An 18,513-nucleotide genomic window follows, 5' to 3' on the forward strand; every position below is an offset into this window, starting at 1 on the left:
AGATGCTGCTGGAGCCGGTGCAGGCGGGGAATGGCGCATCCGCGTCGTGGACCCGGACCCGCTGCCGGACTTCGTCGCCGGCGTGGTGGAAGGCGTCCTGCTGCGCACCAAGGTGTTGCCCCAGGTGGAGGTGCTGGAGCGGCAGACCGCGGGGTACGCCCTGCGGGTGCGCTGGACGGGCGCCTGAGCGGGCCTCCGGGCTCCGGGTGTCCGCCTCATCGCCAGCCAGGGAGGCGAGTTCCCACAGGTGCTCCCTCAGTTGTGATTGGCGGCGAAGTGTCCAGTCGTTAAACCTGCCACCCGTATGCACAAGACTCACCTCGTTGGCGCGCGCACGCACAACCTGAAGGACCTGTCGGTCGACCTCTCGGAAGGGGAGTTCGTCTGTGTCACTGGCGTCTCCGGCGCCGGGAAGTCGAGCCTGGCGCTCGACACCCTGTATGCCGAGGGGCAGCGGCGCTTCGTGGAGAGCTTCAGCCCGTACGCCCGGCAGTTCCTCGAGCGGCTGGAGCGGCCGCCCATGGATGCCCTGGAGCCCGTGGCCGCGGGCGTGGCCGTGGACCGGCGCGCGCCGGTGAAGAGCTCGCGCTCCACGGTGGCCACGCTGGCGGACGTGGAGCCGTACCTGTCCGCGCTCTTCACTCGCGAAGCCGTGCCCGTCTGCGGCACCTGCGGCGTGGAGGCGGTGCGGACGGACGCGCGCGTGGCGGCGGCCGCGGCCATCCGCGAGCACCCGGACGCGCAGGCCATCCTCACCTTCCCGCTGCGCATCCCCGACACGGCGGCCTTCCTGGACGCGCGGGCCCGGCTGCTGAAGGACGGCTACCACCGGCTGATGGTGCAGGGCGAGGTGAAGGAGCTGGAGTCGCTCCGTCCCGCCGAGGCGACCGACCCGGCTGGAATCGCGCGCGTGGTGGTGGACCGGGTGAAGCTGACGAACGCGCAGCTGTCGCGCGTGACGCAGGCCCTGGAGGACGCGTGGAACCGCGCGGACGGCGAGGCGCACCTCTTCGTCCCGGGGCAGAGCGTGCCCCAGCGGCTGCGGCGCGGGCTGGTGTGCCCCAGGTGCGCGCGGGAGTTCGAGGCCGCGCGGCCCGGTCTCTTCAGCTACCAGTCGCCGGTGGGCGCGTGCGCCGCGTGCCGTGGGTTCGGCCGCACCATTGGCATCGACTGGGGCAAGGTGATTCCCAACCCCGAGCTGAGCCTGTCGCAGGGGGCCATCCGCCCCTGGTCCGGCCAGTCCACCACGTGGGAGCGCGGCATGCTCCAGCGCTGGTGCAAGGCGCGGGGGATTCCGTGGGACAAGCCCTGGGGCCTGCTGACGCCCGAGCAGCGCGAGTCGGTGCTGGAGGGCGAGGGCGACTACGACGAGGGCCGCGCCTATCCGGGCGTGCGCGCGTGGTTCCGGTGGATGGAGGGCCGCACGTACAAGATGCACGTGCGCGTGCTGCTGGCGCGCTATCGCGCCTACACGTTGTGCGAGAGCTGCGGCGGCGGACGCCTCAACGCCCAGGCGCGTGCGTACCGCGTGGGCGGGCTGGATTTGCCGTCGTGGCACCACCAGGAGCTGACGGATGCGCTGGCGCGGCTGGACGCGCTGCGTACCACCACGGGGCAGGGGAGCTGGCGCGGCGTGAGCTGGCCGGCCGCCTGCGCTACCTCCAGCGGGTGGGCCTGGGCTACCTCACGCTGGACCGCCCCGCGCGCACGCTGTCGGGCGGCGAGGCGCAGCGCGTGTCCCTGACGGCCGCGCTGGGCACGTCCCTCACCGGCGCGCTCTTCGTGCTGGATGAGCCCACCGTGGGCCTGCACCCGGGCGACGTGCCGCCGCTGACGGAGGCCATCGCGGAGCTGGCGGAGCGGGGCAACATCGCGCTGGTCATCGAGCATGACCCGCTGGTCATCCGCTCGGCGCACCGCGTGCTGGAGCTGGGGCCCGGGGCCGGGAAGCAGGGCGGGCGGCTGGTATTCGATGGCACGCCGGAGGCGCTGGCGAAGAAGCAGGACCTGCCCACGGGGCGGCTGCTGGCCGGCGTGGACGAGGTGCCGCGCACGCCGCGCACGCGCACCGGGGCGTTGGTGATTCGGGGGCCCGCGAGCACAACCTGAAGGACCTCACGGTGGAGGTACCCCTGGGCGTGCTGTGCGCGGTGACGGGGCCCAGCGGCTCGGGGAAGAGCACGCTGATGGACGAGGTGCTGTACCGGCACCGGCGCGGCGGCTGGGCGTGAAGGACGTGGAGGCGCCCGGCGCGGTGGACGCGGTGGAGGGCATGGAGGCGGTGAAGGCCATCACCCTGGTGGACCAATCCCCGCTGGGGCGCACCTCGCGCGGCAACGCGGCCACGTACACCAAGGCGTGGGACCGGCTGCGCGAGCGCTTCGCCTCCGAGCCCGACGCGGAGGTGCGTGGCCTCACGGCGGCGCACTTCTCCTTCAACGTCGACAAGGGCCGTTGCGAGGCCTGCTCGGGCGAGGGCTACGAGACGGTGGAGATGCAGTTCCTCGCCGACGTGGCGCTGCTGTGCGCGGTGTGCCGCGGCCGGCGCTTCAAGGAAGAGGTGCTGGCCGTCCGCCACCAGGGCTTCAGCGTGGCCCAGGTGCTGGAGATGACGGTGGATGAGGTGCTCCAGCACTTCGGCGGCGACGCGGCGCTGAAGCGCACGCTGGGGCCGGTGGCGCGGCTGGGGCTGGGCTACCTGCCCCTGGGGCAGCCGTTGTCCACGCTGTCCGGGGGCGAAGCGCAGCGTTTGAAGCTGGCGCGGGCGCTGGCGAGTGAGGCGCAGGGGACGCTGTTCCTCATCGACGAGCCCAGCGCTGGCCTGCACGCGGAGGACGTGCGCCACGTCATCACCGCGCTGAATGCGCTCGTGGACTTCGGCGCGAGCGTGCTGGTGGTGGACCACGACGTGGCGGTGATGAAGGCCTCGGACTGGGTCATCGACCTGGGCCCCGTGGGCGGCCGTGACGGTGGCCGGCTGGTGGCGGAAGGGACGCCGGAGGACGTGGCTCGCGGCAAGGGCGCCACCGCCCAGGCACTGCGGGGCGAGCGCAAGCCGCTGGGCCGCGCGGTGAAGCTGCGCAAGCCGGGCAAGGGCGAGGTTCCCGCCATCGAGGTGGAGCACGCGCGCGAGCACAACCTCCACGACGTGTCGTGCCGCATCCCGTTGGGGAAGATGACCGTCGTCACCGGGCCGAGCGGCTCGGGCAAGAGCTCGCTCGTCTTCGACGTGGTGTTCGCGGAAGGCCAGCGCCGCTTCCTGGAGACGCTGAGCCCCTACGCGCGGCAGTTCCTGCCCTCCATGCCGCGTCCGGATGTGGAGCGCATCAGCTCGCTGCCGCCGTCGGTGGCGCTGGAGCAGCGCACGTCGCGAGCGGGAGCCACCAGCACCGTGGCCACCGTCACCGAGGTGGCCCACTACCTGCGTCTGCTGTTCGCCAAGCTGGGTGAGCCGCACTGCCCGAATGACGACTCGCCCATCACCTCCCTGTCGCCGGACGTGCTCTTCGCGCAGCTCACGGCGATGAAGGGCGAAGGCACGTTGCTGGCGCCCGCGGTGCGCTCGCGCAAGGGCACCTACCTGGACATCTTCGCGGCGGCGGCGCGCGCGGGAATCTCGCGGGCCGTCGTCGACGGGAAGCTCGCGTCCACGGATGACCCGCCGCGCCTGGCGAAGACGCGTGAGCACGACATCGACCTCGTCATGTACGAGGGCAAGCTGTCGAAGCTGGACCGCGACGTCTTCGAGAAGGCGCTGGGCTGGGGGCAGGGCGCGGTGAAGGTGGACGCCGGCAAGGGCGAGACGCTGCTGTCCACCGAGCGCACCTGTCCCAAGTGCGGCACCGCCGTGCCGGAGCTGGATCCGCGCTGGTTCTCCTTCAACACGAAGCAGGGCCGCTGCGAGTCGTGCGAGGGCACCGGCATCCAGGGCGGCGCCGAGGCGATGGCCGAGGGCGAAGTCGCGCCGTGCCGCACGTGCGGTGGCAGCCGGCTGGCCCCCGTCCCGCGGGGCGTGCGGCTGGAGGGCGCGCGCTACCATGAGGTGGTGCAGCAGTCCGTGGCGTCCACGCTGACGCGGGTGCGCGGCTGGAAGTTCAAGGGGGACCGGGCGCTCCTGGGCGAGCCGTCCCGTCAGGAGCTGCTGCGCCGCATGGAGTTCCTGGAGCGCGTGGGCCTGGGCTACCTGTCCCTGGACCGCAACGCGGCCACGCTGTCGGGCGGGGAGATGCAGCGGCTGCGCCTGTCCGCGCAGCTGGGCGCGGGCCTCACCGGCGCCATGTACGTGCTGGACGAGCCCACCATCGGCCTGCACCCGCGCGACACGCACCGGCTGTTGGACAACCTGCGCGCCCTGGTGGCCACGGGCTCCACGGTGCTGGTGGTGGAGCATGACTCGGACACCATCCGCGCGGCGGACCACCTGCTGGACCTGGGGCCCACGGGCGGCCGGGGTGGCGGGCACATCCTGGCGGAGGGGCCTCCGGACGTGGTGCTGGAGAGTGATTCACCCACCGCGCGGGCCTTGAAGGAGTCGCAGGTGCGGCCTCCCTCGGGCCGGGGCGAGGCGAAGCAGTGGATTGAGCTCAATGGCGCGCGGGCCAACAACCTGAAGCGCGTGGACCTGCGGCTGCCGGTGGGGCGGCTCAACGTGGTGTCCGGCGTGTCGGGCTCCGGGAAGAGCACGCTGATTCGCCAGGTGCTGTACCCGGCGCTGCGTGAGAAGCTGGACCGCGTCACGGCGAAGCCCGGCCCCTTCACCTCGCTGCACGGGGCGGAGGCGGTGAAGCGCGTGCTGTCGGTGGACCAGTCACCCATCGGCCGCACGCCGCGTTCGGTGCCGGCGACGTTCCTGGGCATCTGGGACGAGCTGCGCCGCGTGTTCGCGGCCACGCCCGAGGCGAAAATCAAGGGCTTCACGCCCACGCGCTTCTCCTTCAACTCGGCCAGTGGCGGCCGGTGCACCGCGTGCGACGGGCAGGGCGCCATCTCCCATGAGATGTCCTTCCTCCCGGACGTGGTGACGCCGTGTGAGGCCTGCAACGGCGCGCGCTTCGACGCGGCCACGCTGGAGGTGCGCTACCACGGGCTCTCCATTGGCGACGTGCTGCGCCTGTCCGCCGACGAGGCCAAGGATGTCTTCAAGGCGCTGCCCCGCGTGGCCGCGCCGCTGGAGTGCCTGGCCGACCTGGGCGTGGGCTACCTCCAACTCGGCCAGGGTTCCAACACCCTGTCCGGCGGTGAGGCCCAGCGCTTGAAACTGGCGGCCGAGCTGACGGCTTCCGCCCGGCACGAGCCCACGCTGTACGTGCTGGACGAGCCCACCACCGGCCTGCACCTGGGCGACGTGGAGAAGCTCATCACCTTCATGGGCCGGCTGGTGGACCGCGGTGACACGTTGGTGGTCATCGAGCACCACCCGTCCGTGATTGGCGCCGCGGACCACGTGGTGGAGCTGGGGCCCGATGGTGGCGAGGCGGGAGGCCACATCGTCGCGGAGGGCACGCCCCGCGAGGTGGCGAAGCAGAAGACGCCCACCGGCCGGGTGCTCAAGTCGCTCTTTTCGGATGAGGACACACGCTCGCGTGCCGCGGCGCGGCGGGCGTGAAACGGGCGGGGGACTGGGGCATCCTGGGGAGCGGCATGAAAACCCTCCCCTTGTTGACCCTGGCCTCGGCGCTGGCTTTCACCCCGGCGCTCGCCGCGGCGCCGAAGCCTCCTCCCCCCGCGAAGTCCGAACCCACGAGCGAGAAGAAGCCCATGTCCTTCCATCACCTCTCCGCCAACCGGCTCGATGGCAAGCCGGAGAAGCTGTCCGGCTACCAGGGCAAGGTCGTCCTGGTGGTGAACACCGCGTCGGAATGTGGCTACACGCCGCAGTACGCGGGCTTGGAGAAGCTCCACCAGGAATACAAGGACAAGGGCCTGGTGGTGGTGGGCTTCCCGTCCAACGACTTTGGTGGCCAGGAGCCGGGCTCGTCGGAGGAGATCAAGAAGTTCTGTGAGCTCCGCTACAAGGTCACCTTCCCCATGTTCGAGAAGGTGAAGACGAAGGGGGACGGCCAGTCGCCCGTCTACGCGTTCCTGTCGCAGCACCACCCCGCGCCCAAGTGGAATTTCCACAAGTACGTGGTGGGCAAGGACGGCCAGGTGAAGGCCGGCTTCCCCAGCGCGGTGACGCCGGACAGCGCCGAGCTGAAGGCGGCCATCGACAGCGCGCTCGCGCAGCCGTAGTCCCCCAGAGGGCGCGTGGGGGCTGGCCCTCTGGTCCCCGCCCTGGAGGCATGCGGCCCTGGCTGGCGCCCTGGCATGGGCGCCGGTGGGGGCTCACCCTGAATGCCGACTCGGCTTGAAGGGAGGCCCCATGGACACCCGGGACACGGTGTGGCCGCCGCTGCCGCTGGAGGCGTGGCAGGACACCTACGCCACGTTGCACCGGTACACGCAGGTCGTCGGCAAGGTGAAGCTGGCGCTGACGCCGCCGCAGAACCACTGGTGGAACGTCGCGTTCCGCGTGACGGCGCGGGGCATGACGACGGGGCTCATTCCCTTCGGCAATGGCGCCTTCGAGGTGGACTTCGACTTCCTCTCGCACGAGCTGCACGTGCACGCCAACCGTGGGCCGTCCCGGGTGATGGCGTTGGAGCCCCGGCCCGTCGCGGAGTTCTACCGGGACTTCATGGCGACGCTGCGCTCCATGGGCATCGACGTGCGCATCTGGGAGCAGCCCGTCGAGATTCCCGACGACACCACGCCCTTCGGTGAGGATTTGCACCACGCCAGCTATGACGGTGAAGCCGTGGAGCACTGGTGGCGGGCGCTGCTGCAGGCCACGCTCGTCTTCGAGGACTTCCGCGCGCGCTTCACCGGCAAGTGCAGCCCGGTGCACTTCTTCTGGGGGAGCTTCGACCTGGCGGTGACGCGCTTCTCCGGCCAGCCCGCCCCAGCGCGCCCCGGGGCGGACCCCATCACCCAGGAGGCCTACTGCGACGAGGTCAGCAGCGCGGGCTTCTGGCCCGGCATGCAGGCCACCGGCGGCGCGGCCTTCTACAGCTACGCGGCCCCGGAGCCGGAGGGCTTCGCGCGCGCCAGCGTGCGCCCGGCCCAGGCCCGGTACGACGCCAACATCAAGGAGTACCTGTTGGCGTACGACGACGTGCGGCGCGCGGAGGACCCGAAGGCGTACCTGCTCGACTTCCTCCAGAGCACCTACGAGGCCTGCGCGGACCTGGGCGGCTGGGCGCGGGAGCGCCTGGAGCGGCCGCTCATCGTCCCCGAGTCCCTGCGCCCGGCCCGCGCCGTGGAGGAGGGGACGGTCGCCGAGCAGCCCGCGCCGTGAAGCCCGGCCTCGCGGAGGCGCGTCGCCGCGAGGCCGGTGCGCACGAAGGGCTCTCCTCACTTCGCCTTGGGTGGGAAGCGCTCCAGCACGTCCTTCACGGCCTCGTCCAGCCGCCGCTGCTGCTTCTCCGCGCTGGCGTTCTCGTCCAGCTCCGCCTGGGCCGTGCCGCGCCAGACGAGCTGCTTGGACTGCGGGTCGACGATGTCGAGGATGAGCGAGCCCTCCTCGTACTCACGCAGCTCCGTCTCCGGCATGGTGACGGCGCCGCCCGCGAAGAAGGGGTCCGTGAAGGGACCGCCCCAGGGATAGCCATAGTAGGTGTCCACCGTCTCCGCCTTCAGCGCGTTGTGGATGGCGCCGTGCCAGCCGATGAGGAAGTCCGGGTTGGCGGTGGACTCCACCTGCTGGTAGCCGCGCGCCTGCAGGTAGCGGTCCACTGTCTGCTCGACGCGCGCGCCGACGATGGGGTTGTAGACGCGGTCGTCCTTGCCCGTGGGCTGTGGGAGCCAGGCATAGGTGCGGTACCCCTCCAGCTTCTGCGTGGCGGTGGGGTCATAGTTGGTGTTCACGTCGATGCTGGAGCACGCGGCGACAGCGAGCGCCAGCAGCGGTGGGGCGATTCGGGTCAGCAGCCGCAAGGAAGCCTCCTCGGTGGCGGCGCGGTGCGCGCCGTTGCCTCCCTGACGGTAGCCACGGCATGACGAGGCCCCCTCGGGCTGGATGCCCGGTCCTCCCCGGCCGAGGTGCGAGTCCTCTGCCCCGCGGAGGGAGGCCCACCCGCTCAATGCGCACGGCGATATGAGGGCACGTCCGGTGCGTTCTCAGGGGTGTCCTCCGTGAGCCGGGCCCCGGGCTCGGAGGTCATGCTCCATTCGTCTTCCCCGCAGGGGCATGCCGAGAACATCGTCATGCGTTCACGCCTTTCGACGTGGGTGACGGCGGGGCTCCTGTTGGGAGCCTGCGGTTGCGCCGTCACGCCCGAGACCCGCCAGCAGCTGGTGGAGACCACCAGCGGCAACGCCATCTACAAGCTGCCGCCGGACGCACTGGTGACGACGGCACGACGCCTGCTCGTGGAGCAGAAGTACGAGCTGCTTCCCAGTTCGGACCCGCTCTACGTCCACACCACCTGGCGCATCCGGGGCAATACGGACCTGGGCGCCAACTGGTCCCGCGTCTTCGTGCAGGTCCATCCGCTGTCGGATGGCCGCTCCGTGGTGCGGGCCTACCGGATGGACTACACCACCAACGGGCGCGCGCCCTCGCATCCGAGCATGGGCGCCGGTAATCGGGATGCGAAGCTGGGGGAAGGCGCGGCGGCGGCCTCCGTCGCGGGGGAGCCCCTGTCGCCGACGAAGCCCGTCGTGCGCCGCGCCATGGATATCGAATGGGAGGTGCTGTCGCGTGTGGAGCCCCGGCTCGCCGCCCACCTCGAGGCCCGCGCGGAGTCGTACCGGCCACCGGCAGGAAGGACCCGAGCGAGCCCACCGAGGAGTGAGCTCGCCGTCAGGCCCCAAGCCCCCGCGTCAGTGCATGCCGCTGTCGTATCCGCTGCGCCCCAACGAGTCCTTCCCGGGCTCCCGCTTCATCTTCTGGCGGCCCTCGCTGCGCGCCAGGGCGAGCGCGAGCCGGGCGCGCTTCTCCTGGGGCAGTGTCTTCGCCAGCGCCGGTACAGCTCCTTGTCGAGCGCCGCGATGCGCTCGCGTGCCTCGAAGGCCCCCAGCGCCGCCGCGTCCACCTGCGCCAGGGCCTCACTGTCACCCCGCGACGCCCGGTGGAGGATGCGCGCCGCTTCACGCACCTGCTTGCGCAGCGGGCGGCGGCGCTCGTCGAAGCGCTGGAGCGTCTCCTCCAGCTTCAGCGCCTGCGCGTTGTCCAGGTCCAGGACGTCCGACAGCTCCAGCACCTGCCGCAGCCGCTGCCGCTGCTCCGCGCGCTCCAGCCGCTCCTCGACGCGGGCCTCGCGCCCGGTAGGCGCGGCCACCGCCACCCAGGGCAGCAGGGCCAGCATCATCACCGCCATCCGCGTTCGCGCCCTCGTCCTCACAGCGTCTCTCCCACATCGATGTCGAATGCTTCGTCCCAGCCCTGGGAGTCCTCGAACAGCACCGCGTCCAGCGGCTCCAGTCCCGCCCAGGCCTCGATGGCGGCCATCGTCTCCGCGTCCAGTTCCTCGACGTCGGTGGCGGGTGCCGCCGTCGCCGTCACCGGCGCCTTCGGTCCCAGGCACGGCAGCCGCCACGCGCCGGGCACCAGCAGCAGCAACGTCACCGCCGCGACGGTGGCCACCAGCGCGCCCAGCGTCTTCAAGCCCAGACCCTGGCGCCGGGCGCCGCGGCGCCACTCCGCCAGCGTGCGCCGGGGCAGTTCCTGGAGCTCCGTCTTCTCCTGGGGTGACAGCGCGGGCAGCGCCACCAGCGAGAGCAGCTCCTTGGATGCCGCGAGCGCCTGCCGGCACCCCTCGCAGCCCTCCAGGTGCTGGATGAGTCCAAGCGCCTCGTCATCCTCCAACGCCCCCGCGGCGTGCAGGTCCAGCCGCTCTTCCTGGTCAGGGCACGCAGCCATCAGTGCTTCTCCTCGGGCGCGCCCACCCGCGCCTTGAGGCGCTTCATCGCATGGTGGAACTGCACCTTCGCATTGTTCTCCGTGATGCCGAGCGTCTCGGCGATGTCCTTGAATGCCAGCCCGCCGTCCACGCGCAGCGTCAGCACCTCGCGCTGGCGGCGGGGCAGGGTGAGCACCTCGGCGCGAACCTGCCGTTCGCGCTCGGCCCGCTCCAGCCGGTCCTGTGCGGACTCCGACGGGTCCTCCACCATGTCGTCCGGCCCGGAGGCCACCAGCACCGGGCGCCACCGCTGCCCCTGACGGGCGTGGTTCTTCGCCAGGTTGAGCGCGATGCGCACCAACCAGGCCCGGAAGGGCGCCGGTCCCGACAGCGTGAAGCGCGCGAAGACGCGGCGCGAGGCCTCCAACGCGCGCAGGAAGGCGCTCTGCACCAGGTCCGCCGCGTCCTCCGGGCGCGTCACGTAGCGGCGCACCAGCGAGAAGACGAGCGAGCGGTGCCGCGTCACCAGCACCTCGAAGGCCGCCGGCTCACCCTCCAGGAATGCGCGGCAGAGCGCCTCGTCCGGCGCACGCTCCAGGCCCGCCCGGGCCATGCGCGCCGGCAGGGACACCACCTGGCCGCCTGTCTCCCTGATGCTCACGTGGCTCCAACCCCGGACGGAGATAAAGGTTAATTTCGGCCGATTTCTGTCATCAATTTCTGGTTGTCCGTGAATTGCTAGATATTGAGCCAGGAAACATGCCTTCCCGAGTTGATGGCGAGCAGGCCGCGCGGGGACAATGGGTGGGCGGTTGTTACCTGGGACGGGGGCATGTTGACCCAAGGAACTGGCTCACGCATCAAGGGCGGCGTGCTCATCTCGCGGCTCAACATGCTGCGTCAGCACGTTGGGCAGGTCGGGGTGGACGCGGTGCTGCGGCGGCTGCCCGCGGAGGACCAGGCGCTGCTGAGGCAGATGCTGCTTCCCGTCGGCTGGTATCCCCTGGAGCTGAACCTGCGGTTGGACGCGGCCATCGCGGGGGTGATGTCGCCCGAGGACAAGGACCGGGCCTTCCTGGAGATGGGGCGCGCTTCCGCCCATGAGGCGCTGCATGGCCCGCAGCACGTCTTCGTCAAGGCAGGCGACCCGCACTTCCTGCTGAGCCAGGCGCCGAAAATCTACCGCTTCTATTACGCGGTGGGCTCACGCACCTATGAGCAGACAGGCCCGTGCTCCGCGGTGCTGCGGACGTTCGGCGCGGAGAACGTCACCGAGCCGGACTGTCTCACCATCATCGGCTGGCACGAGCGCGCCATCGAGCTGTGTGGCGGCCGCGCCGTGCATGTCACCCACCCCATGTGCCGCGCCCGGGGCGCACCGCATTGCGAGTACCACTGCTCGTGGGAGTGAGCGCCCGTCAGGGGGCCGAGGGTGGGTCCGCGCGCACGTCGTCCAGGTACGGGTAGACGCGCACCACCACACGCCATGGTCGAGGCTGATGCCGCGGTCCGCATCGCCCAGCCGTGCGGGCAACCCACCGTGAAGGTCTTCGGTTTGCCGCAGGCCCGCCGGACAGGCGTTCGGCGTTCAGGCTAAGGTCCGCGCCCGTGCGGGCTCCCAGGGACGAGCTGTCTTCGCGGCGGTTTCAACAACGATTGGCCCAGGCCATGGGCGTGACGCGGGTGGCGCGTGTCACCGGCTTGGACCGGACCGGCGTGGAGGTGGCGTGCGCGGTGCGGCCGGGCGGTCACGTCCTCCAGGTGTGCAACGGCAAGGGCCTCTCCTACGACGACGCGGCCTGGGGCGCACTGCTGGAGACGGCGGAGTTGTGGGCGGCGGAGACGGTGGTGCCGGACGCCCTCGTGTGGGGCTCGCGAGCGGAGCTGGATGGCCACCTGGGTCCGCTGTGGGGCGCGGACGAACTGGGCTCGGCGGGGGCGCTGGTGGCGCCGCGCTTGTGGAGCCCGCACGTGCGCTGTGCCTGGCTCGAGGCGCGGGAGCTGTACTCCGGTGAGCCGGTGTGGGTGCCCGCGCAAGGGCTGCACGTGCCTCCCGCCGGGAGCCCCGCGTTGGGCCCGGTGGCGGTGGCGTGGACGAGCAACGGCTCCGGCGCGCATCCGGACGCGGGGCGGGCCCTGCTGCACGCGCTGCTGGAGGCCACGGAGCGGGACCAGCTCGCGCGGATGATGCCGGAGGGGTGGACGGAAGAGGTTGTCCAGCGGCGGTTGCTGCGAACGCCCGAACTGCTCGAGCTCGCTCCCGCCGTGGAGGCCCTGGCTGGACCGCTGCGTGAGCGGGGCTTTGGTGTGTACCTCTTCGACGCCACGCCCGCCGCGCGCACGCCGGGCGCGGTGGGGCTGCCTGTAGGCGCGGCGGTGCTGGTGGACCTGGAAGAGGGCCCGGTGCCGCTCACCGCGGGTTATGCGTGCGCGTTGACGCGCGAGGCGGCCTTGCTGAAGGCCTTGCTGGAGGCGGCGCAGTCGCGGCTGACGGACATCCACGGCGCTCGCGAGGACGTGGCCGCCGCGGACCGGGAGGCGGCGCGAGGCTTCGCGGAGGCCTGTGCCCAGGTCCGTCCACGGCGGCGCGCCGCGGACATGCCGGACCTGGGCGCGAAGGCGAAGGGCGCCGCGGCGGGGCAGGTGCGCCGGTGCTGGCGCGGCTCCAGCGAGCGGGCTTCACGCGAGCGGCGGCGGTGGCGATGTCGTCACCGGTCGAGGGCCTTCACGTGCAGAAGGTGGTGGTGCCGGGCATGCGCATCTCGGAGCTCCTATGAAGCGGCGCGCGGACAATCTCGTGGTGTTCCTGGGGCCCTCGCTCCCAGAGGCGGAAGCGAAGCGACTGGCGCCCTGCACGGTGCTGCCCCCGCGCGCCAGGGCGACGTGTGGCGCGCGCTGCGGCTGCGGCCCCGGGCCATCGCCCTGGTGGATGGCGTCTTCGAGGCACAGCCCTCGGTGTGGCACCACGAACTGCTGGCGGCGCTGGAGGCGGGCGTGGCCGTCTTCGGAGGCGGCAGCATGGGTGCCCTGCGCGCGGCGGAGCTGGCGCCGCACGGCGTGGTGGGCGTGGGGCGCATCTTCGAGTGGTACCGCGACGGCGACGTGGTGGACGACTCGGAGGTGGCGCTGCTGCACGCGGATGGTGAGCATGGCTGGCGCCCGCTCACGGTGCCCCTGGTCAACGTCCGGCACGCGGCGGCATGCGCGGCCCAGGCCCGGGTGCTGACGCGCGATGCGGCCCGGGCGCTCGTCGACGCCGGCCAGTCCGTCTTCTACCAGGAGCGGTCGTGGGCGCGGGTGCTGGAGGCCGTGGCACCTCGCTGGTCCGCGTCCACCCGGGCCGCGTGGGACGCGTGGTTTCCGCACGGCGCGGAGGACCTGAAGCGACAGGACGCGCTCGCGTGCCTCCGGATGGCGGCGGAGTGGGTGGCCTCGGGTGCGCCCGCGCCGCACGGCGCTCCGCGCGAGCCGTCATCCCTGGTCCGGCGTCGGCGGCTGGTGGATGACGTGACGGCGACGCAGGCGGGGACCGTGTCCTCGGGGCAGGTGCTGGACGTCCTTCGGGAGTCCCCGAACGCGGTGGCGCTGGCCGAGGCGGGGTTGCGGCGGGCGCTGCTCGCGGGCTGGGCGCGCACCCTGGGGCTGGGCGTCTCCGAGGCCGAGGTGGCTGAGGAAGAGGCCCGTTGGTGGCAGGCCCAGCGCGTGCCCGCCTCGCGCCGTGAGGCCCACCTCGCGCGCCTGGGGTTGGACGCGGTGGGGCTGCGGCGGCTGTGTGAGGAGCTCGCGCTGGAGCGGCTCGTCCTGGCGCATTCGGCGCGCCTGCTGCCGGACGGCCCTTCCTGGGACGAAGCGCTGGCCGCCGAGGCCCGGCTGAGTGGGGCCTGGGCGGACGCCGCCGAGGCGGTGAACCCAACGGAGGGCGTTGGGTCCTCCTGAGCAGCGGACTTACCTCGCGGGTAAGTGAAAACGTGACATCCCCGGGGAAAAGGATAGGGTCAACCCTGGAGGTTGCCCTTGTCCAGCCCCGCTCCCTGGGTGGTTACCGAGTCTTTCGCGCGAATGGCGCCGCCACGGGCCGTGTGTCCCGCGCGTGACGTCGCGGGTGGGACGGGAGGAGGGCAGTGGCCGTGGCCGTGAGGTCGCCTCCCTTCCATCCGGATCAACTCGTCCCGGGCAGCGAGGTCGGCCCCTGGCGCGTGGTGGCATCACTGGGCTCGGGGGCTTCGGCCGGGTCTTCCAGGTGGAGCGGGCGGGCCGCCACTACTCGCTGAAGATGGCGCTTCGCCCGGCGGGACTCCACGCGGCGGAGGAAGAGGACATCAACGGCCGGCTGGCGCACGAGGTCGCGGCGCTGCTGGCCTGCGCTCCCCATCCGAACCTCCCGGCGCTGCACGCCGTGGACCGCTGGCCCGAGCCTCCCGACGGCTACCTGTACTTCGTCACCGACTACATCGATGGCGAGACGTTCCATGAGTGGCGCTGGCGGGTGAAGCCCACGGCGGCGCACCTGCTGACCGTCTTCACGGAGGTGGTGCGCGTGGTGGCGGACCTGCACCGCCGGGGCGTGCACCACCGGGACATGAAGGGCGACAACGTCCTCATCCGCCGCGAGGACGAGCGCCCCATCCTCATCGACCTGGGCACGGTGCGGCTGCCCGGGGCCACGACGCTGACGGTGGGCGTGGCGCCCGCCGCGCCGCACCTGCTGCCGCCCGAATGCGTCGCCTTCCTGCGTGAGGGCACCGGCAGCAGGGGGCCAACTTCGACGCGGGCGTTCCCGGGGACCTCTACGCGCTGGGCGCGTTGCTGTACGAGGCGCTCACGGATGGCTACGCGTTCGACCCGAAGCTTCCGTATGACCGCCTGCTGCCGGCCATCGAAACGGTGACGCCGCGCGCGCCCCACGTCGTCAACCCGAAGGTGCCGCGCGCCCTGGGCGACATCGCCCTGCGGCTGCTCGCGAAGCGCCCCGAGGACCGCTACGCCAACACGGAGGCCCTGCTTCAGGCCCTCTGGGACGTGGCCAAGGAGAAGCGGCAGCCCGCCTGGAAGGTGTCGTTGGACCGTCCGCCCGAGGGCGCCGACGCGGAGGCGCCGCGGGTGCGCATGGTGCCCGACGCCTCCACGTCCTCGCGGCCTGGCCGTTCTCGGGAGTCGTCCGAGGTCGCCGCGGTGCTGCCCCTCAATCCGGAGCCCCGGGATGCGCCCGTGGCGGATGCGAACGCGCCCGTCACTCCCCTTGAGCCATCCGGAGTGCCCGCGGTCGAGGCGCCCGCCGTGCCCGCATCGGCGGCGCCCGTGGCGGAGACGCCCCCGCCGCGAGCGCCGCGTTCAAGGCGCCGAGCCGCCATGGGGTGGGGGTGGCCGTCCTGCTGGGCGTGGGGTTGGTGGTGTTCGGGGTGAGCCGCCTCGCGATGCCCGTCGCGGGAGCCCCGGCTCCTGCCCCGCCTGTTCCCATTGAGAAAGGAAGTCACGCAGTGACGAGTCGTTCTTCGAATCCCTCCGAGATGCCCCTCCTAGAGGCGGTGCCGTCCTCTCCGGACGCGGGCGCGGTCCACGACACGGACGCGCAGGACGAAGTGTCCGCGCAGGTGGCTTCCTCCGACGCGGAGGGGAAGCAGCCCACGCGTCACCGTTGAAGAAGCGCCCGTCGCCAGGAAGCGCGCTGGGCAAGGCCGCCGCCGTGGCATGCCTCTCGGCCGCGTGCGCCAGCGGGCCCCAGGTGCGGGACATGCCGCCTCGCATCCAGTGCCCGACGGAGGTGTTGGACTCCATGGCGAAGCTGGGCTTCCACCCGCCCAAGATGATTGGCAACGACTTGACGCTCTCCATGACGCCCGATGTTTCCGTGCGTCCGGTGCCCGTGCCGCCAGACGGGGAGCCCATCACCCTCTATGCCATCGACGAGGTCCGGAGCGCTTGGAGCGGCCGCCTCCCGAAGGGGAGCCGCTTCTATGGGACGGTGTACCACGGGAAGACAGCCATCTACGGGTGGTTCACGGAGGTGGAGTACCCGGACGGCCGGCGCATCCCCATCTGCGCCAACATCGTGGACAGCGCCGCCCGGGAAGCCGTGGGGATGGAGTATGACCCTTCCAGCACTCCCGGCAGACCGATGATGTTTCCGGGCGTCAACCTGGCGATCTCCCAGGTTCTTGGAGAAATGGGGCACCGCAGGTAGCCCTCCACCTGTCATGGTGTGGAGGCGTCCTTGCTGGAGGTTGCTCGGCCTTGACTGGTTCGCCCACTTTCATCGTGCTCGCGTGGGGCTTGTTGTGGGCCACCCTGGCGGAGTCCGCGGCGGTGGACGCGCCCGCGGGGGCCGCCGTGGTGCGGCGAATCGACGTGCAGGCGGGAGGTCTGGCCACGCCGCCGGAGGTCCGCATCAGCCCTGGTCTGTCCACCACCTTGTTCTTCGATGCGCGCATCCGTCCGGAGCAGCTGGCGCTCGAAGGCCGTGAGCGGTTCCAGCGCTTCGGCGTGACGGAGGACCACCTCGTGCTGGTGCCCTCGCCCACGTTCCGGGAGGGGGAGCGGCTGCGGCTGGAGGTCCGGTTCCATGATGGCGCCGTGCCGGATCGGGCCGTGTTGGACCTCGTCGTGGATGCCACCCGTCCGGAGCGCCAGGTGGAGATCTACCGCCATGCCCGGTCCGCCGCGTCCTACCGGCAGGAGGTGGAGGAGCTCCGTGCGGGGATGCTCCGGCTGGAGCGCCAGGTGCAGCAGCTCCAGCGCTCCCGCACGGGAGGGGAGTACACGCGCGAGTCCCTGGTGGCGGACATCCGCGACGAGAGCACCGTCATGTTCAGGCGCTGGGCGCCCCGGAAGGTGACGGGTGACTTCGTCGTCCGCCGCGCGAGCCTCGTCCGTCTGTCCCCCGGGTGGGCCGCGCTGCGGCTTTCATTGTTTCCCTCGGAGGCGGGGAAGGGATGGATCGCGGCCGGCGCGGCGCTCACCGACGCCCAGGGCAACCGGATGCGGACGCTCCCTCCCTGGCAGGCAGGGCCCTTGGACGCCACGGGCGGCTCGCCCATCATCATCGTCCTGGAGGAGCCGGAGGCCGCGGATGCCGGCCGGTACACGCTCGAGCTGTGGGACGAGGGCCGCAAGCGGACCTTGAAGTTGGAGGGTTTCCAGGCGCGGTGAGCGCGCCACTTGAGCCTCGCGCCCCGCCGTGTAGGGTGCCGCCCAGGCCGATGACCTCCATCCCCCCGCCCGAGTCCCTTCGCTGCATCAACGCCGATTCCCGCGAGCCGGCGGGCTACCGCGCCGCGTTGGGCGACACCCGTGCCGCGTTGCTCCACACGGACCCGCCGTACTGCCTGCTCACCCGGCGGCGCAAGGGCGGGGACCTGCGAGACACGCGCGCGCACAAGAAGATCGACCAGAACCCCATCGTCCGCTTCGAGACGGTGCGCGACTACCGCGCCTTCTCCGAGGCCTGGCTGTCGCGCGCCACCGCGCACCTGACGCCGGACGCGCCGCTCATCATCTGGACGAACCTGCTGGGCAAGGAGCCCATCCTCACCGCTGCGCGCGGGTTGGGCTACCCGCACCTGCGCGGCGAGTACGTCTGGGGCAAGCGGACCACCGACAAGAACGCCAATGAGCAGACGCTGCGCGTCTACGAAGTCGCGCTCGTGATTGCCCGCACGCCCGCGCCGCCGCTGGCGCCAGGAGATCTGCCCACCGTCTGGGCCGTGGTCGGCGGCTATGACGATGAAGGCGAAGCGAAGCGCTGGGGCGGGCACCCGCACCACAAGCCCTTCTCCGTCCTGGAGCCCCTGGTGCGCACGTACAGCCGCCCGGGGGACACGGTGCTGGACCCCTTCGCGGGCAGTGGCTCCATGCCGTCGGCGGCGCTGCGGCTGGGCCGGCGGCCCGCGTGCCTGGAAATCGAGCCGGAGTGGGCCGAGCGCGTCACCCACCGCCTGCGCGAGACGGCCCGCGAGGAAGCTCAGCGCGCCAGCGCCCGGTAGAGGCGCGTGTCCGCCCACGCGGGGATGTCGGTGGGACGGTGGCCCCACCAGTTCATCACCAGCGTGCGGCGCTGCCGGGACGTTCCGGGCAGCTTCCCGTCGGGAATCTGGTTGTCCGCGTCCAGCACGCCGTGGGTGAGCGTGCCATCGAACACCACCAGCCGGTTGGGCCGGGGCGTCACCAGGTCGGCGGTGTCCAGCCGCGTGGGGGCCAGGGACGGATTGGCCGGGTCTGGCAGCTCGGGCGTCACCACCAGCGCGCCGCCGCGCACCCGGTTGAGGAACAGCACGGAGGAGATGCGCGGGTGCACCAATTCGCCGGTGCGCAGCGCCAGCTTCTCGTCGCGGTCCTGGTGGAAGTCCACGCGCACGTCCGTCGGGTACATGCGCGACAGCCACCACTCCACGCCGGCCACGCGGCGTTTGCCGGCGATGTGCGGGCGCAGCGTGAGGATGATGTCCTCCACCACGTTGGCCGCGGGGCCGAAGTCGTACCAGAAGGTCGTCTGGTAGGTCTGACGCAGGCGCTCCGTGCCCACGGCACCCAAGCGTCGCAGCAGGCGGCGGAAGAGCAGGGGGGGCACGGCGTTCTCAGTGAGTCGAACGAGGGTTTCCACGAGGAGGACAGCATGCCATCTTCGCCTGCCGCCCGG

The 18,513-nt window shown here is 71.8% G+C and carries 15 protein-coding genes and 3 pseudogenes; 13 read left to right on the forward strand and 5 right to left on the reverse strand.

Annotated features, from left to right (window positions below; all coding sequences use genetic code 11):
* Positions 1-46: 46 nt before the first annotated feature.
* The 4 genes and pseudogenes from QEG98_RS41850 (at position 47) to QEG98_RS12460 (ending at position 7,336) form a co-directional block, all read left to right on the forward strand.
* Positions 47-187, forward strand: a complete 141-nt coding sequence (locus QEG98_RS41850) for a hypothetical protein (protein ID WP_410478002.1) — start codon at positions 47-49, stop codon at positions 185-187.
* A gap of 117 nt (positions 188-304) precedes the next feature.
* Positions 305-5,605, forward strand: a pseudogene (gene uvrA / locus QEG98_RS12450) (excinuclease ABC subunit UvrA).
* A gap of 35 nt (positions 5,606-5,640) precedes the next feature.
* On the forward strand, positions 5,641-6,231 hold the full coding sequence (locus QEG98_RS12455) for a glutathione peroxidase (RefSeq protein WP_090489934.1): 591 nt from the start codon (positions 5,641-5,643) through the stop codon (positions 6,229-6,231).
* Positions 6,232-6,361: 130 nt separating this feature from the next.
* Positions 6,362-7,336: a DUF5996 family protein gene (locus QEG98_RS12460; RefSeq protein WP_316566898.1), complete on the forward strand. Its 975-nt coding sequence runs from the start codon at positions 6,362-6,364 to the stop codon at positions 7,334-7,336.
* 56 nt (positions 7,337-7,392) lie between these two features.
* On the opposite strand, the gene QEG98_RS12465 is transcribed toward QEG98_RS12460, so the two are convergent.
* From QEG98_RS12465 to QEG98_RS12480, 4 genes are all read right to left on the reverse strand, one after another.
* Positions 7,393-7,974 carry a DUF4136 domain-containing protein gene (locus QEG98_RS12465; RefSeq protein ID WP_316566899.1) on the reverse strand — a complete coding sequence of 194 codons (582 nt, stop codon included), beginning with the start codon at positions 7,972-7,974 and terminating at the stop codon, positions 7,393-7,395.
* Positions 7,975-8,921: 947 nt separating this feature from the next.
* A complete protein-coding gene (locus QEG98_RS12470) occupies positions 8,922-9,383 on the reverse strand; it encodes a hypothetical protein (RefSeq protein WP_316566900.1) in 462 nt (153 codons plus the stop codon).
* A complete protein-coding gene (locus tag QEG98_RS12475; RefSeq protein ID WP_316566901.1) occupies positions 9,380-9,901 on the reverse strand; it encodes a zf-HC2 domain-containing protein in 522 nt (173 codons plus the stop codon). The genes QEG98_RS12470 and QEG98_RS12475 overlap by 4 nt, the downstream gene beginning before the upstream one ends.
* Positions 9,901-10,542: an RNA polymerase sigma factor gene (locus tag QEG98_RS12480; RefSeq protein ID WP_090489553.1), complete on the reverse strand. Its 642-nt coding sequence runs from the start codon at positions 10,540-10,542 to the stop codon at positions 9,901-9,903. The genes QEG98_RS12475 and QEG98_RS12480 overlap by 1 nt, the downstream gene beginning before the upstream one ends.
* Positions 10,543-10,713: 171 nt before the next feature.
* Here QEG98_RS12480 and QEG98_RS12485 point away from each other — a divergent pair, with 171 nt between their 5' ends.
* From QEG98_RS12485 to QEG98_RS12525, 9 genes and pseudogenes are all read left to right on the forward strand, one after another.
* Positions 10,714-11,292 carry a TIGR02265 family protein gene (locus QEG98_RS12485; RefSeq protein WP_316566902.1) on the forward strand — a complete coding sequence of 193 codons (579 nt, stop codon included), beginning with the start codon at positions 10,714-10,716 and terminating at the stop codon, positions 11,290-11,292.
* A 257-nt stretch (positions 11,293-11,549) separates the two neighbouring features.
* Positions 11,550-12,658: pseudogene (locus QEG98_RS12490) on the forward strand (YcaO-like family protein).
* A pseudogene (locus QEG98_RS12495) lies at positions 12,655-13,817 on the forward strand (TfuA-like protein). The pseudogenes QEG98_RS12490 and QEG98_RS12495 overlap by 4 nt, the downstream one beginning before the upstream one ends.
* 304 nt (positions 13,818-14,121) lie before the next feature.
* On the forward strand, positions 14,122-14,769 hold the full coding sequence (locus QEG98_RS12500) for a protein kinase domain-containing protein (protein ID WP_316566903.1): 648 nt from the start codon (positions 14,122-14,124) through the stop codon (positions 14,767-14,769).
* Positions 14,685-15,284, forward strand: a complete 600-nt coding sequence (locus tag QEG98_RS12505; RefSeq protein ID WP_316566904.1) for a hypothetical protein — start codon at positions 14,685-14,687, stop codon at positions 15,282-15,284. The genes QEG98_RS12500 and QEG98_RS12505 overlap by 85 nt, the downstream gene beginning before the upstream one ends.
* A 104-nt stretch (positions 15,285-15,388) precedes the next feature.
* On the forward strand, positions 15,389-15,520 hold the full coding sequence (locus QEG98_RS12510) for a hypothetical protein (protein WP_316566905.1): 132 nt from the start codon (positions 15,389-15,391) through the stop codon (positions 15,518-15,520).
* Positions 15,521-15,564: 44 nt separating this feature from the next.
* Positions 15,565-16,062, forward strand: coding sequence for a hypothetical protein (locus QEG98_RS12515; protein WP_316566906.1), 498 nt, complete (start codon positions 15,565-15,567; stop codon positions 16,060-16,062).
* A 50-nt stretch (positions 16,063-16,112) separates the two neighbouring features.
* Complete coding sequence (locus QEG98_RS12520; RefSeq protein ID WP_316566907.1) at positions 16,113-17,027, forward strand: DUF2381 family protein; 915 nt, start codon at positions 16,113-16,115, stop codon at positions 17,025-17,027.
* 50 nt (positions 17,028-17,077) lie between these two features.
* Positions 17,078-17,860 carry a DNA-methyltransferase gene (locus tag QEG98_RS12525; protein WP_090489541.1) on the forward strand — a complete coding sequence of 261 codons (783 nt, stop codon included), beginning with the start codon at positions 17,078-17,080 and terminating at the stop codon, positions 17,858-17,860.
* On the opposite strand, the gene QEG98_RS12530 is transcribed toward QEG98_RS12525, so the two are convergent.
* Positions 17,839-18,477, reverse strand: coding sequence for a hypothetical protein (locus QEG98_RS12530; RefSeq protein WP_316566908.1), 639 nt, complete (start codon positions 18,475-18,477; stop codon positions 17,839-17,841). The genes QEG98_RS12525 and QEG98_RS12530 overlap by 22 nt on opposite strands.
* Between the last annotated feature and the right edge of the window lie 36 nt (positions 18,478-18,513).

This window comes from Myxococcus sp. MxC21-1, assembly GCF_032612255.1.
Classification (GTDB): domain Bacteria; phylum Myxococcota; class Myxococcia; order Myxococcales; family Myxococcaceae; genus Myxococcus; species Myxococcus virescens.